This window comes from Lysobacter sp. P5_C4 (assembly GCF_054049695.1).
The window spans coordinates 358,789-373,298 of record NZ_JBFULX010000004.1 but is presented as its reverse complement, the minus strand read 5'-3'; the positions used below and the strand labels follow the sequence as shown (position 1 = coordinate 373,298).

General features: G+C 66.7%; 13 protein-coding genes. 11 read left to right on the top strand and 2 right to left on the bottom strand.

All coding sequences use genetic code 11. The annotated features are described in order from the left end of the window. Window positions 1-101: 101 nt before the first annotated feature. The 7 genes from rpoZ to ACXJJ8_RS12105 all read left to right on the top strand — a co-directional run bounded on the left by rpoZ (window position 102) and on the right by ACXJJ8_RS12105 (window position 8,062). Window positions 102-401 carry a DNA-directed RNA polymerase subunit omega gene (gene rpoZ, locus ACXJJ8_RS12135; protein WP_498961106.1) on the top strand — a complete coding sequence of 100 codons (300 nt, stop codon included), beginning with the start codon at window positions 102-104 and terminating at the stop codon, window positions 399-401. A gap of 70 nt (window positions 402-471) precedes the next feature. Beyond that, window positions 472-2,655 (top strand): RelA/SpoT family protein, encoded by a 2,184-nt coding sequence (locus ACXJJ8_RS12130; protein WP_499030370.1) that lies wholly within the window; start codon window positions 472-474, stop codon window positions 2,653-2,655. Between the two features lie 47 nt (window positions 2,656-2,702). Further along, window positions 2,703-3,086 (top strand): RidA family protein, encoded by a 384-nt coding sequence (locus ACXJJ8_RS12125; protein ID WP_499030367.1) that lies wholly within the window; start codon window positions 2,703-2,705, stop codon window positions 3,084-3,086. Between the two features lie 17 nt (window positions 3,087-3,103). Further along, on the top strand, window positions 3,104-5,212 hold the full coding sequence (gene recG, locus ACXJJ8_RS12120; RefSeq protein ID WP_499030365.1) for an ATP-dependent DNA helicase RecG: 2,109 nt from the start codon (window positions 3,104-3,106) through the stop codon (window positions 5,210-5,212). An 18-nt stretch (window positions 5,213-5,230) separates the two neighbouring features. Then, window positions 5,231-6,160, top strand: coding sequence for a nucleoside hydrolase (locus tag ACXJJ8_RS12115; RefSeq protein ID WP_499030362.1), 930 nt, complete (start codon window positions 5,231-5,233; stop codon window positions 6,158-6,160). A 119-nt stretch (window positions 6,161-6,279) separates the two neighbouring features. Next, window positions 6,280-6,525, top strand: a complete 246-nt coding sequence (locus ACXJJ8_RS12110; protein WP_499030360.1) for a type B 50S ribosomal protein L31 — start codon at window positions 6,280-6,282, stop codon at window positions 6,523-6,525. Between the two features lie 247 nt (window positions 6,526-6,772). Continuing rightward, window positions 6,773-8,062, top strand: a complete 1,290-nt coding sequence (locus tag ACXJJ8_RS12105; RefSeq protein ID WP_499030358.1) for a citrate synthase — start codon at window positions 6,773-6,775, stop codon at window positions 8,060-8,062. Window positions 8,063-8,106: 44 nt separating this feature from the next. Here ACXJJ8_RS12105 and ACXJJ8_RS12100 read toward each other — a convergent pair whose 3' ends face one another. Both ACXJJ8_RS12100 and ACXJJ8_RS12095 read right to left on the bottom strand, forming a co-directional pair. Beyond that, complete coding sequence (locus ACXJJ8_RS12100; protein WP_499030355.1) at window positions 8,107-8,754, bottom strand: hypothetical protein; 648 nt, start codon at window positions 8,752-8,754, stop codon at window positions 8,107-8,109. A 95-nt stretch (window positions 8,755-8,849) separates the two neighbouring features. Further along, window positions 8,850-11,342: a penicillin-binding protein 1A gene (locus ACXJJ8_RS12095; protein WP_499030353.1), complete on the bottom strand. Its 2,493-nt coding sequence runs from the start codon at window positions 11,340-11,342 to the stop codon at window positions 8,850-8,852. Window positions 11,343-11,562: 220 nt separating this feature from the next. Here ACXJJ8_RS12095 and ACXJJ8_RS12090 point away from each other — a divergent pair, with 220 nt between their 5' ends. Genes ACXJJ8_RS12090 through ACXJJ8_RS12075 form a run of 4 tightly spaced genes read left to right on the top strand, consistent with a single transcriptional unit; the run spans window position 11,563 to window position 14,505 of the window. After that, a complete protein-coding gene (locus ACXJJ8_RS12090) occupies window positions 11,563-12,621 on the top strand; it encodes a pilus assembly protein PilM (protein ID WP_499030351.1) in 1,059 nt (352 codons plus the stop codon). Next, window positions 12,621-13,289 carry a PilN domain-containing protein gene (locus ACXJJ8_RS12085; protein WP_499030349.1) on the top strand — a complete coding sequence of 223 codons (669 nt, stop codon included), beginning with the start codon at window positions 12,621-12,623 and terminating at the stop codon, window positions 13,287-13,289. Before ACXJJ8_RS12090 ends, ACXJJ8_RS12085 begins: the two co-directional genes overlap by 1 nt. Beyond that, entirely contained in the window at window positions 13,286-13,972 is a 687-nt protein-coding gene (locus tag ACXJJ8_RS12080; protein WP_499030347.1) for a type IV pilus inner membrane component PilO, read from the top strand. The genes ACXJJ8_RS12085 and ACXJJ8_RS12080 overlap by 4 nt, the downstream gene beginning before the upstream one ends. After that, window positions 13,972-14,505 (top strand): pilus assembly protein PilP, encoded by a 534-nt coding sequence (locus tag ACXJJ8_RS12075; protein WP_499030344.1) that lies wholly within the window; start codon window positions 13,972-13,974, stop codon window positions 14,503-14,505. The genes ACXJJ8_RS12080 and ACXJJ8_RS12075 overlap by 1 nt, the downstream gene beginning before the upstream one ends. The last annotated feature ends 5 nt before the right edge of the window (window positions 14,506-14,510 follow it).

The following is a 14,510-nucleotide window of genomic DNA, read 5'->3' as shown; positions in this document are numbered from 1 at the left end:
AACTCACTGATTTCCAAGCAACCTGCTTGCGCCGCAAGCAGCCGCCCCCCTACAATCGCGACCCTTCTGAAGTCAGCCAGGCCGCAAGGCCCCGGAGCCCCATGGCCCGCATTACCGTCGAAGATTGCCTGGAAGTGGTCGATAACCGCTTCGAACTCGTGATGATGGCCGCCAAGCGCGCGCGCCAGCTTGCCAACGGCGTCGAGCCCCGCATCGACAACACCGAAAACAACGACAAGCCCACGGTCCTCGCCCTGCGCGAGATCGCCGCCCGCCAGATCGACACCGATTACATCGATGCCGTCGACAAGGCCGAACGCGAGCGCAAGGAGCGCGAAGCCCTCGAATGGGCCGCCGCCGAAGTGGTCGCCGACGACGACATGTCCAAGGGCGACGACTGAGGACACCGGAAAGCCCCGCCCAGCGGGGCTTTTCCTTTGTGGGGACAGGCAAAAGCGGTAGGCTCCAACCATGCCGTCCCCCGAATCCGCGCATCTGCTCGAACCGCCGTCGACGGTGGTCCCCGAGTACGTCCTCGCGCTGGAGAAGGCCGCCGCGTATCTGCCGCAGGACCAGCTCGGCCTGTTGCGCCGCGCGTGGGCCGTCGGCGCCGCCGCCCACGTCGGCCAGACCCGCAAGTCGGGCGAGCCCTACATCACGCACCCGGTCGCGGTGGCGACGGTGCTGGCCGAAGAACGCCTCGACGTCGAAACCCTGATCGCCGCGATCCTCCACGACACGATCGAGGACACGCCCCTCACGCGCCTGGCGATCGCCAAGGAGTTCGGGGAGACGGTGGCCGACCTGGTCGACGGCGTCACCAAGCTGGACAAGCTGCAGTTCCGCGACCGCCAGGAAGCCGCCGCCGAAAGCTTCCGCAAGATGCTGCTCGCGATGGCGCGCGACCTGCGCGTGATCCTGATCAAGCTCGCCGACCGCCTGCACAACATGCGCACGCTCGGCGCGCAGAGTGTCGAAGCGCGCCGCCGCATCGCGACCGAAACCCTGGAGATCTACGCGCCCATCGCGCAGCGCCTGGGCATGAACCTGATCAAGGCCGAGCTGCAGGACCTCGGCTTCCGCGGCCTGCACCCGTGGCGGCACGCGGTGATCGAAAAGCGCATCCGCATGCAGCCGGTCGTCCGCCGCGAATCGCTGACGCAGATCGAAGCGCGCCTGGCGCAGCGGCTGACGAAGGAAGGCTTCTCGTATCGGTTGGTCGGCCGCATCAAGTCGCCGTGGAGCATCTACACCAAGATGCGCGCGGAAGGAAAAACGCTCGACCAGCTGATGGATGTCTTCGGCTTCCGCATCGTCGTGCGCACCGTGCCGGAGTGTTACCACGCGCTCGGCGTCGTCCACACCGCGTTCAAACCGCTCGACGGGCGCTTCCGCGATTTCATCGCGATCCCGAAGACCAACGGCTACCAGTCGCTGCATACCGTGTTGTTCGGGCCGTACGGTTCGCCGATCGAAGTGCAGATCCGCACCGAGGAAATGGACCTGATCGCCGAACGCGGCATCGCGGCGCACTGGTCGTACAAGCATGGCGGCGAGACACCGACGAGTGCGCAGAGTCGCGCACACCAGTGGATCGCCAATCTCGTCGAATCGCAGCGTTCGACGGGTTCGTCGCTGGAGTTCCTCGAGAACGTCAAGGTCGACCTGTTCCCCGACGAGGTCTACCTGTTCACGCCGAAGGGCGCGATCCTCTCGCTGCCGCGCAATGCCACCGTGCTCGACTTCGCCTACGCGGTGCACACCGACGTCGGCAACAAGGCTGTCGCCGCGCGCGTGGATCGCGCGCTGGTGCCGCTGCGCACCAAGCTGGTGAGCGGGCAGACGGTGGAGATCATCACCGCAAAATCCTCGACGCCGAAGCCGCAGTGGCTGGAGTTCGTCGTCTCGGGCAAGGCGCGCACCGCCATCCGTCACCAGCTCAAGCACCTCGAACACGAAGATGCCGTGCAGCTCGGCCATCGCATGCTCGATCGTTCGCTGGAAACCCTGGGCACGTCGCTGGATCGGTTGCCGCAGCAGCACCTGGAAACCTATCTGGCCGAACATCGCTATCCGCGCCTGGAAGCGCTGCTCGCCGACATCGCCCTCGGCAACCGCATGCCGTCGCAAGTGGCCAACGTGCTCGCGCGCCGCGCGCCCGACGTCGCGGACAACAGCCTCCTGCTCGACGCCGCGAGTTTGTTCAGTCCCTCGACCGACCGCATCCTGATCACCGGCGCCGAACGCGGCGTCATCACCTTCGCCAACTGCTGCCTGCCGATCCCGGGCGACGAAATCATGGGTTACCACACCGCCGGCCGCGGCATCGTGGTGCACCGGATCGAATGCCCGAACGTCGTGGAGCTGCGCAAGAATCCCGAGCGCTGGGTGCCCGTGGGTTGGGACCGCGAAGTCAGCGGCGACTACCAGGCCGCGCTGAAGATCGAAGTCGACAACCGGCCGGGCGTGCTCGCGCAGGTCGCGGCGGCGATCGCGCAGGCCGAGTCGAACATCGACCGCGTGGAATACGTCGAACGCGACAGCAACATCAGCGCCATCCGGTTCTCGATCGAAGTGCACGACCGCAAGCACCTGGCCGACGTGATCCGCCGCGTACGCCGCCTGCACGTGGTGCACGGCGTGCAGCGCCTGTAGAGGTCGCTACACTTCCGCATCGCCTTTCATTCAACGGAGCTCGACCGATGCCCCGCCAGCCCATCCATTCCGACCGCGCGCCCGCGGCCATCGGGCCGTATTCGCAGGCCACGCGCGCCGGCGACACGGTGTTCCTCTCCGGCCAGATCGCGCTGGATCCCGCCACCGGACTGCTCGTCGAAGGCGACATCGAAGCGCAGGCGCGCCGCGCGTTCGACAACCTCAAGGCCGTGTGCGAAGCCGCCGATGCCTCGCTCGCCGACGTCGTGCGCCTGGGCCTGTATCTCACCGACCTGGGCCAGTTCGCGATCGTGAACCAGGTGATGTCGGAATATTTCGACGCGCCTTATCCCGCGCGTTCGACCATCGAGGTGTCCGGGCTTCCGCGCGGCGCGCAGTTCGAGGTCGACGCCATCCTCGCCCTGCGCTGACCCATCAGACGTACCGCGTGGCGCGCGTCGCTCGACCGATCCCCGGATTCGCCGCCGCAGGCGATGCGCCGCTGTCGTCGCTCGGCGGCGTCGGCCCGCGCGTGGCGGAAAAACTCGCCTCGCGCGGCCTGCTCACGCTGCAGGACCTGTGGCTGCACTTGCCGCGCCAGTACGAAGACCGCACATCGCTCACGCCGATCCGTGCGTTGAAGCCCGGTCAACCGGCGCAGATCGAGGGCATCGTCGAGGCGGTGGATCGCGGATTCCGCTTTCGCCCTTCCTTGCGCGTGGCTATCGGCGATGAATCGCAGTGCACGCTGGTGCTCCGCTTCTTCCACTTTCGTGCGCAGCAGGCGGCGCAGTTTGCGCCCGGCACGCGCGTGCGCTGCTACGGCACGCCGCGCGCGGGCGCGAAGGGCATGGAGATCGTGCATCCGAGTTATCGCGTGGTCGGCGATGCCGACGACGCGCTGGGCGAATTGCTCGATCCGGTGTATCCGGCGATCGAAGGCATCGGCCCCGGTGCGTTGCGCAAACTGATCGGGCAGGCGCTCGACAAGTTGCCCGATGCCGATGCGCTCGAATTGCTGCCGGCGACGATGCGCGCCGAACTCGACCTGCCTTCGCTGCGCGAGGCCTTGCTCACGATGCATCGCCCGCCGCGCGATGCCGACGTCAATGCCTTGCTCGCGGGAACGCATCCGGCGCAGCAGCGGCTCGCGCTCGAAGAATTGCTCGCGCACAACCTGAGTTTGCGTCGGCAACGCATCGCCTTGCAGCGCCATCGTGCGCCGGTGCTGGATGGCAAGGGCGTGCTCGCGGCGCGTCTGCAGAAGTCCCTGCCCTTCGCGTTGACCGGCGCGCAGGCGCGCGTGTACGCACAGTTGCGGCACGATCTCGCGCAACCGCATCCGATGCTGCGGCTCGTGCAGGGCGACGTCGGTAGCGGCAAGACCGTCGTCGCCGCGCTCGCGGCGATGCTCGCGGTCGAAGGCAGGCGCCAGGCCGCCCTGATGGCGCCGACCGAACTCCTCGCCGAACAACACCTCGTCAACTTGCGCGGCTGGCTCGAACCGCTCGGCGTGCGCGTCGCGTGGCTCGCGGGCAAGGTCACCGGCAAGGCGCGCACGCAGGTCCTTGCGGCGGTGGCGTCGGGTGAAGCGCAGGTCGTCGTCGGCACGCATGCGCTGATGCAGGAAGGCGTGGTGTTCGACGACCTCGCACTGGCGATCGTCGATGAACAGCATCGCTTCGGCGTGCACCAGCGGCTGGCCTTGCGCGACAAGGGCGCCGGTGGCGACAGCGTGCCGCACCAACTCGTGATGACGGCCACGCCGATCCCGCGCACGCTCGCGATGGCCGCGTACGCCGACCTCGATGTCTCCGCGATCGACGAGCTCCCGCCGGGCCGTACGCCCGTGCAGACCGTCGCGCTCAGCAGCGATCGGCGTCCCGAACTGATCGAACGCATTCGCGCCGCGTGCGCCGAAGGGCGCCAGGCCTATTGGGTCTGCACGTTGATCGACGATTCCGACGAGGTGGTGGCCCAGGCTGCGCAGAGCACCTTCGAGATGCTGTCGACCGCGTTGCCGCAGGTGCGCGTCGGGCTCGTGCATGGCCGCATGAAGGCCGCCGAGAAGCAGGCGACGATGCGCGCGTTCAAGGAAGGTACGCTCGACCTGCTGGTGGCGACGACGGTGATTGAAGTCGGCGTCGACGTGCCGAACGCTTCGCTGATGATCATCGAAAACGCAGAGCGCCTCGGTTTGTCGCAATTGCACCAGTTGCGCGGACGGGTGGGGCGGGGCAGCGCGGCGTCCTCGTGCGTGCTGCTGTACCAGTCGCCGTTGTCGCTGATGGCCAGGCAACGCCTGGAAACGATGCGCGAAACCAACGATGGTTTCGTGATCGCGGAAAAGGATCTCCAACTGCGCGGCCCGGGCGAATTGCTCGGCACGAAGCAGACGGGCCTGGCCGCATTCCGCGTCGCCGATCTTGCGCGCGATGCGGGGATGCTGCCGCAGGTGCGCGCGCTCGCCGATCGCCTGCTCGCCGATGATCCCGCGCTCGCCGATCGCGTCATCGACCGTTGGGTCGGCGGCGCGGCGCGTTACGCTTCCGCCTAGTCACAAGGTTTCGAACCCATGCCCATTCCCCTTCTCATCGACACCGATCCGGGCGTCGACGACGCGCTCGCGCTGCTGATGGCCTTCGACGATCCGCGGCATGAGGTCGTCGGGCTGACGATCGCCGCGGGCAACGTGGGCCTCGCACACACGGTGCGCAATGCGCTCAAGCTGTGCGAAGTCGCGCAGCATCCGGTGCCGGTCTTCGCGGGCACGCAGGCGCCGCTGCTGCACCCGGCGCGCGACGCAGGTTACGTGCACGGCCTCGACGGTTTCGGCGACATCGCCTACGACGCGCCCGCACGCGCCGCGGAAACCGAACACGCGGCGCTCGCGATCCTGCGTTTGTCGCACGTCCATGCCGGCAAGTTGCTGCTCGTCGCGCTCGGCCCGCTGACCAACCTCGCGCTTGCGCTCAAACTCGATCCGACCCTGCCGACGCGCATCCCGCGCCTGGTGGTGATGGGCGGCGCGGTGACCGCGCACGGCAACATCACGGCGGCGGCGGAATTCAACGTGGCCTTCGATCCGGAAGCGGCGCACATCGTGTTCGCCGCGTTCCCGCGCACCGAGCTGGTGGATTGGGAAGCGGTGATGGCGCACGGCTTCCCGCACCTACGTTTCGAACAATGGCTGCAGGCGCCTTCGCCCCGCGCGCGCTTCTACGATGCGATCTCGCGGCGCACGCGCGACTGGGCCGCCGACCGCCGCGGCGGGGACTGGCATTCGGCAGACGCCCTCGCGATGGCCCATGCACTGCATCCCGCGGGCGCACGCGAAATCGCCGAGCGCCCGATGACGGTCGAACTCGAAGGACGCCATACGCGCGGGGCGACGATCGTGGATTGGCGTCGTGAGGAAGGCCGGCCGGACAACGTGGCGATCCTGCTGCGTTACGACCAGACGGCATTCGAGGCGCGGGTCGCCGCGGCGCTGGCGGCCGGTTAGGGCAGCGAGCCTGGGCCGCAGGAGCGGGGATTCAGCATTTTGGGCCTGCCACGGCTTGCGCCCAGCTCAGCCGCCCGGCTAGAATGCCGCTCTTTCCCAGCTCAGACCCGGTGGCAGCCATGAAGGCCGGCATCCATCCCGAATATCGCGACGTGGTTTTCCACGACGTGACTTCCGATTTCAAGATCCTCACGCGCTCGACGCTTTCCTCCAAGGAAACGACGAAGTGGGAGGACGGCAACGAGTATCCGCTCATCAAGGTGGAAGTCTCGTCGGCCACGCATCCGTTCTATACGGGCAAGAACAAGCTCGTCGACACCAGCGGTCGCGTCGACAAGTTCCGCAAGCGTTACGCCCAGAAGTAATACGCGGCATGCCTCCGGGCATGCACGCAGGCGACGGCCGCCCCAGGGCGGCCGTTTTCGTTTCCGGCCCCGCGCAATGCGGTGCTGTTTTTTAGTGCATTCCCTCAGTTTCGGTGCAACGCCGCACGTCGAAGGTGCGCGCGTCGGGAAAACGGTTCCCATGCAATAATTCCGGCCCTCCGCGGCGTGCCCGCGGCTTGTCGCCGCCCTGCCGCACGGGGCGTACCGTTATTCGAAGGAGTGCCTTGTGTCCAAACTCGACCAGGTGACGTTGACCGCCGGCGACAAGAACGTCGCGCTGCCGGTGCAGCATCCCGTGCTCGGCCAGCCCTGCATCGACATCGCGAAGCTGCCGAAGGAAACCGGCTGCTTCACCTACGATCCGGGTTTCACCGCCACCGCCGCGTGCAAGTCGGCGGTCACCTACATCGACGGCGACGCAGGCGTGTTGTTGTACCGCGGTTACCCGATCGAGCAGCTGGCGAAGAACTCGAGTTTCCTCGAGGTCGCCTACCTGCTGATGCACGGCGAATTGCCCTCGAAGACCGAATTCGAAGCCTTCGACCACGAAGTCACGCATCACACGATGATGCACGAGGCCTTCCGCACGTTCCTCTATGGCTTCCGCCACGACGCGCACCCGATGGCGATGATGGTCGGCATGCTCGGTTCGATGGCGAGCTTCTACCACGGCTCGCTCGACCTGGAAGACGCCGAACAGCGCCGCCTCGCCGCGATCCGCCTCATCGCGAAAGTGCCGACGATCGCCGCGGCGTGCTACCGCTATTCGATCGGCTGGCCGATCCGTTACCCGAAGAACAACCTCGAGTACACCACGCGCTTCCTGCACATGATGAAGGAAGTGCCGAGCGAGCCGCTGGAGCTCAGCCCGGTCGCCGCCAAGGCGCTGGACCTGCTCTTCATCCTGCACGCCGACCACGAACAGAACGCGTCGACCTCGACGGTGCGCCTGGTGGGCTCCACCGGTGCCAACCCTTACGCGTGCGTCGCCGCCGGCGTCGCCGCGCTGTGGGGCCCCGCGCATGGCGGCGCGAACGAAGCCGTGCTCAAGATGCTCGAAGAGATCGGCCGTCCGGAAAACGTGGGCTCGGCCGTCGCGAAGGCAAAGGACAAGGAATCGGGCTTCCGCCTGATGGGCTTCGGCCATCGCGTGTACAAGAACTTCGACCCGCGCGCGAAGATCATCCGCGAGATGACCTACCAGGTGCTCGGCGAGCTCGGCGTCAACGATCCGCTGCTCGACGTCGCGATGAAGCTCGAGGAGGCCGCGCTGAAGGACGACTACTTCGTGCAGCGCAAGCTCTACCCGAACGTCGATTTCTATTCGGGCATCATCTACAAGGCGCTGGGCATCCCGACGGAGATGTTCACCGTGATGTTCGCCATCGCGCGCACCGCCGGCTGGGTGTCGCATTGGCTGGAACAGCAGACCGATCCGGAAGCCAAGATCGGCCGTCCGCGCCAGATCTACACCGGTTACGCCGAGCGCGATTACGTCGACCTGGGCAAGCGCTGACCCTCGAACGTCGCACGAAAAAGCCCCGCCGATGCGGGGCTTTTTTATTGCCCGGCCAGGTAGGTCGCGATCTCGTCTTCGGCGATCAACTCGCGCAGTTGCGACAGCGACGCGCGCTTCATCGGCTTCTCGTCGACCGACGACAACGGCGACTGGCGCAGCGCATCGCGCGGCAGCACGGTGAGGTCGAACGTCAGGTCTTCCGCGCTGAACACCCACACCGGGACGTCGCCCGCGCGTTCGCGATCGAACCGCACGCGGCGCGAGCGCGATTCGGCGGGAATGCCGTGTTGGTCGAGCGCGCGCGCGACCGCGTCGGCATCGTCGGTATACAGATGCAAGGCGACGGGCGAATAACGATCGGCGGTGCCATCGAGCACCGGGCCGACAAGGCGTGCGTCGAACGTCGCGAAGAATTCCAGTGCGCGCAGTGCGGCGTCGCGACGTGCGCGCAGCCCGGCGGCCTGGGCATCGCCCTGGAACAGGCGCTGGTATTCGCGCAACGCGTCTTCGATCTCGCGATTGCGCGGCAGCGATGCGTCGTCGTGGATGCCGAGGCGTTCGGCGGCCTTGCGCTTGGCCTGGTGGAAATCGCGGATGCCGCTTTCGGCCATCAGGCGCGCGGCCTCGTGGGCGAGGCGGCGGCGACGTTCACGGGTGCGTGTCTCGGCGTGCTGCTGGGCGTGATGCATGGCGCGTGCTCCGAGTCGACCCGGGCCGACTGTATCGCATCGGCCCGCAATCCGAACGTCACGCCGGCCGTGGCCGGCGTGCACGCCTCGCGCACTCAGAAGATGTCGTACGTGTCTTCGCTCGGCGCCTGGTCGTCGGGGCCGTAGTCGACGTAGCTTTCCATGCGCTCGAGGTCTTCGGCCTTCACCCACTCGGTGATGCCGCCGGTGCTGCCGGGCACGAGGTGGCCACCGGGACCCACCGCGACTTCGACCATGCCCTCGGGCGGGTCGTTCGCCATCACCGGGCGACCATCGAGCGCGACGCGCATGAAGTCGATCCAGATCGGCAATGCCGCCTTGCCGCCGTACTCGCGATACCCCAACGACTTGTAGTCGTCGCGGCCGACCCAGACGGTGGTCGCCATGTTGCCGCCGAAGCCGGAGAACCACGCATCGCGGTGGTCGTTGGTCGAACCGGTCTTGCCGCCGACGTCCTCGCGGCCAAGCACCTTCGCCGCCGTGCCGGTGCCGCGTTGCACGACGTCGCGCATCATCGACACCAGCTGGTAGGCCGTGCGTTCGTCGATCGCGCGCGGCGCGAGCGTCGTGCCTTCGGCGATCTTCACCGGTTCTGCGGGCTTGGAGCTGCGCACCGACGAGGCCGACGCCGGCGCGTTGCCGAGGTCGAAGCCGTCGATGACGGTGGAGGCGACCAACTGCCCGTTCTTCATGCCGCAACCGCGGCACGCAATGGCGGGCTTCATCTTGAAGATCACCTTGCCGGTGCGGTCCTTCACATCGTCGATGAGGTAGGGGTCGACGAGGAAGCCGCCGTTGGCGAACACGGCGTAACCGCGCACGACGGCGAGCGGTTGCAGCGACGAGGCGCCGAGCGACATCGACAGATTCGGCACCAGCTGGTCGATCGGGAACCCGAAGTGGCTGATGTACTTGCGCGCGTAATCCACGCCGATCGCATCGAGCAGGCGCACCGACACCAGGTTGCGCGACTGCACGAGCGCTTCGCGCAAGCGCATCGGCCCGGCGAAGTTGCCGGAGTCGTTCTGCGGGCGCCACAGGTGGCCGACGCGGTCGCGGAACACGACCGGCGCATCGAGCACGATGGACGCGGGGTTGTAGCCACGGTCGAAGGCCGCCGCATACAGGAAGGGCTTGAAGCTCGAACCGGGCTGGCGACGCGACTGCGTGGCGCGGTTGAACTTGTTCGCCGCGAAGCTGTAACCGCCGACGAGCGCGCGCAACGCACCGGTTTCGGCTTCCATCGAGATGAGCGTGGATTGCGCGCGCGGCACCTGGTCGAGCGCGTAGGTGGGCGTGGCATCGGCCGGCGGCGGTACTGCCTTGCCGTCCTTGTCGATCGTCGCCCTCGGCATGTCGCGGCGCACGCGCACGATGTCGCCGCGCTTGAGCAGCGCTCCGGGCGACTTGCCGGTCCACTGGCTCGCCTTGGCGTCGAGCTCCATTTCGGTCCCGTCGCCGAGCATGACCGTCGCGTTGGTGCCGTCGGTGCCAGTGACCAACGCAGGCAACAGGTTGGCCTGCGTGATCACGCCGCGCAGGTGTGCGCGCAGCGCATCGGGCGATTCGTTCGCCTGCAGTTCCACCTGTTTCTCTGCGCCGCGCCAACCATGGCGGTGGTCGTAGGTCATCAGCCCGTCGCGGATCGCCTGGTCGGCGGCGGCCTGCAGCGTCGGGTCGATCGTCGTGGTGACGTGGTAACCCTTGGTGAGCACGTCGCCGCCGAAGCGCGCGACCATGTCCTGCCGCACCATTTCCGCCACGTACGGCGCGTACACCTCGATGGGGCGTTCGTGCGGCGTGGCGTGCATCGCCACCGCGGCGCTCGCCTGTTCCTCGCCCGCCGAGATGAATTTCAATTCGCGCATGCGTTGCAGCACGTAGTCGCGGCGGATCTTCGCGCGCTCGGGGTTGGTGATCGGGTTGCCGCTGGAGGGGAACTTCGGGATCGACGCGAGGGTGGCCATCTCGTCGAGCGACAGCTGGTCCAGCGACTTGCCGAAATAAAACTCCGCCGCCGCGGCGACACCGTAGGCGCGATTGCCGAAGAAACTCTTGTTGAGATACAGCTCGAGGATCTCGTCCTTCGTCAGCTCCTTCTCCATGCGCATCGCCAGCATCATCTCGGCGAGCTTGCGCGAGTAGCTGTATTCGGAGCTCAGGAAGAATTGGCGCGCGACCTGCTGGGTGATCGTCGAACCGCCCGGCACGCGCTTGTCGTTGGTGGTGGCGAGCAGCCACACCGCACGCGCGACGCCCTTGTAGTCGATGCCGTGGTGCTCGTAGAAACGCGAGTCCTCGATCGCGATGAAGGATTGCTTCAGGCGCGGCGGGACCTTCTCGATTTCGATGGGATAGCGCCGCGTTTCGCCGAACAGGGCCATCAGGCGCCCGTCGCGCGCGTACACGTACATCGGCTCCTGCAGCTCGACGTGGCGGAGCTGGTCCACGTCGGGCAGCTTCGGCGCGATCAGGAAGTAAAGCAGCCCCAGTCCCAGGACCCCCAGGACGGCCGCACCGAGAAAACCCACCAAACCCCAACGCAGCACACGACGAAAACGAGACATCAAACCAATCCGATTGCGGGCTTCTTGGGACAAGGAGTATAGAGGAGGCGTGGGGAACGACTGGGCGGCCGGAAGTGGCCTCCCAGCCCGTTCAGCAAGGGGAATGTCGGACTTGTGATCGGTGCCCGGGGTGGGGGAGGTTGCCAGATCGTTTAAAGTCCGTTATTTAATGCTTCGGGGCACGAAGTGCGCGTAAGCGCCCGTGAATAGGGGAGAAAACGTGGGATTGATCACAAACAGTCAGCCGCCGCTGATCGGGGTCGACATCAGCTCGACCGCCGTCAAGCTGCTGCAGCTCTCCCGATCCGGGAACCGTTACCGCGTGGAGCACTACGCGGTCGAACCGCTGCCGCCGAACGCCGTGGTGGAAAAAAACATCGTCGAGGTGGAAGCCGTCGGCGAAGCCATCAAGCGGGCCGTCAACCGCTCGGGCGCCCGCGCCCGGCATGCGGCCGCGGCCGTCGCGGGCTCGGCGGTGATCACCAAGATCATCCCGATGCCGGGCGACCTCGACGAGACCGACCTGGAATCGCAGGTCGAGCTCGAAGCGGTCAACTACATCCCGTACCCGATCGAGGAAGTGAACCTCGACTTCGAGGTGCTGGGCCAGATGCCCGGCAACACCGAGATGGTGCAGGTGCTGCTCGCGGCCTCGCGCACCGAGAACGTCGACGCCCGCGTCGCCGCCCTCGAACTCGGCGGCCTCACCGCGAAGGTGATGGACGTGGAGGCCTTCGCGATCGAGAACGCCTTCTCGCTGCTGGCCGACACCCTGAGCGCGCCGCGCGACGGGATCATCGCGCTGGTCGACACCGGCGCGACGATGACCACGCTCAACATCCTGCGCAACGGCCGCAGCCTGTACAGCCGCGAACAGGTGTTCGGCGGCAAGCAGCTCACCGACGAGGTGATGCGCCGCTACGGGCTGAGCTACGAAGAAGCCGGGCTGGCCAAGCGCCAGGGCGGGTTGCCCGAAAGCTACGACATCGAAGTCCTGGAGCCCTTCAAGGAAGCGATGGTCCAGCAGGTCAGCCGCCTGCTGCAGTTCTTCTACGCCGGCAGCGAATTCAACCGCGTCGACCAGATCGTGCTCGCCGGCGGTTGCGCCTCCATCCCCGGCATCGCCGCGATGGTGGAAGAGCAACTGGGCGTGCCGACGGTGATGGCCAATCCGCTGGCGCAGATGACGCTTGGTCCGCGCGTGCAGGCGCATGCGCTGAACCAGGACGCCCCCGCGCTGATGATCGCCTGCGGCCTGGCCATGAGGAGCTTCGACTGATGGCACGGATCAACCTCCTCCCCTGGCGTGCCGAGCGCCGGCGCCAGCGCCAGAAGGAATTCATGGCGATGGTGGGTGCGGCCGCGCTCGGCGCGGTCGTCCTGTCCTTCCTGATCTACATGTTCTACAACGCGCAGATCGACGGCCAGACCGAGCGCAACACCTACCTCGAAGGCGAGATCACCAAGGTCCAGGCCAAGATCGACGAGATCAAGCTGCTCGACGAGAAGAAGGCCAAGCTGCTCGCGCGCAAGACGGTGATCGAAGAGCTGCAGGCCAACCGTTCGCAAATGGTCCACCTGTTCGACTCGCTGGTGCGCACCATCCCCGACGGCGTCACGCTCGCCTCGATCCAGCAGAACGGCGACATGCTCACGCTCAAGGGCCGCTCGCAGTCCAACGCGCGCGTCTCCACCTACATGCGCAACCTCGAAAGCTCGGGCTGGATGACCAACCCCGAACTGTCGGTGATCGAAGCGCGCGGCACCAACAAGGGTTTGCCGTACGAGTTCGACCTGCAGGTCAAGCTCGCCAACCCGAATGCGCCGAAGGACGAGAACAAGGACGGCATCCCCGATGCCGCGCCGTCGGTCGCGCCGCCCACCGGCGTCACGCCGCCCGCGAGTGCCGGCACCGCCGCCGCCCCGACGAATGGAGCCGCGCCATGAGCCAGAAAAAGATGGCGCTGAAGGACGTCAACCTCAACAACACCGCGTCGTGGCCGCAGTCGTACAAGATCGCGTTCTGCGCGCTCATCGCGGCGTTCATCATCGGCCTGGTCTGGTACTTCGTGATCACCGGCCAGCGCGACCAGCTGGCCGAGCTGGACCGGACCGAAGGCGACCTGCGCGCGAAATTCGAAGAGAAGCAGGGCCAGGCGGCCAACCTGGAACCGCTGAAGCTCCAGCTCGCGCAGATGGAACAGCAACTGCAGCAGATGCTGCGCCAGCTGCCCAGCAAGACCGAGATGCCGGACCTGATCATCGACATCTCCCAGACCGCGCTGGCCACGGGCATCACCAACGAGCTCTTCCAGCCGGGTCCGGAAGCGCCGAAGGAGTTCTACGCCGAGAAGCCGATCCAGCTGCGCATGGTGGGCACCTACCACCAGTTCGGCGCGTTCGTGAGCGGCGTGGCTTCGCTGCCGCGGGTGGTGATCATGACGATGCACAACATCGTGCTGACGCCGCGCAATCCGACGCCCGGCGCCAAGATCGGCCCGAACAGCGTCCTGCAGCTTGCCGGTACGGTGAAGACTTACCGTTATCTCGACGACAACGAGACCGCCGGTGCCGGTGCCCCCGCCAAGGGCGGCAAGAAGGCACCGCCGCCCAAGGGAGGGAAGAAGTAATGACTTCCAAGCAGACCTCCCGCGTCCTGGTTGCGATCGCGCTGCTCGCGCTCGCCGCCTGCGGCCGAAGCGTCAACAGCGGTCCGGAACCGGCGAAAGACCTCGAGAAGTGGGTGGCCGAAGTGAAGGCGCGTCCCGCGCCGCCGCTCGATCCGCTCCCCGTGATGCAGCAGTTCGAGACTTTCGAATACGCCGCCCAGGCCTTGCGCGATCCCTTCAGCGAAGCCTTCAGCGACATCAGTGGCGGCAGCGGCCCGCGGCCGGATCCGAACCGCCCGAAGCAGACGCTCGAACAGTTCCCGCTCGACAGCCTCGACATGGTCGGCACGCTCGGTGGCGGGTCCAACCTCATCGCGCTGGTCATGGCGCCGGACAAGGTGACGTATCGCGTGCGCCCCGGCGTGTACCTGGGGCAGTCCGACGGTCGCGTGACCGCGGTCTACGAAGACCGGATCGAACTCGTGGAATTGGTGCCGGATGGCGCGGGCGGCTGGCTGGAACGCCCTGCGACCGTCGCGCTCGAAGATCAATAAGGGGA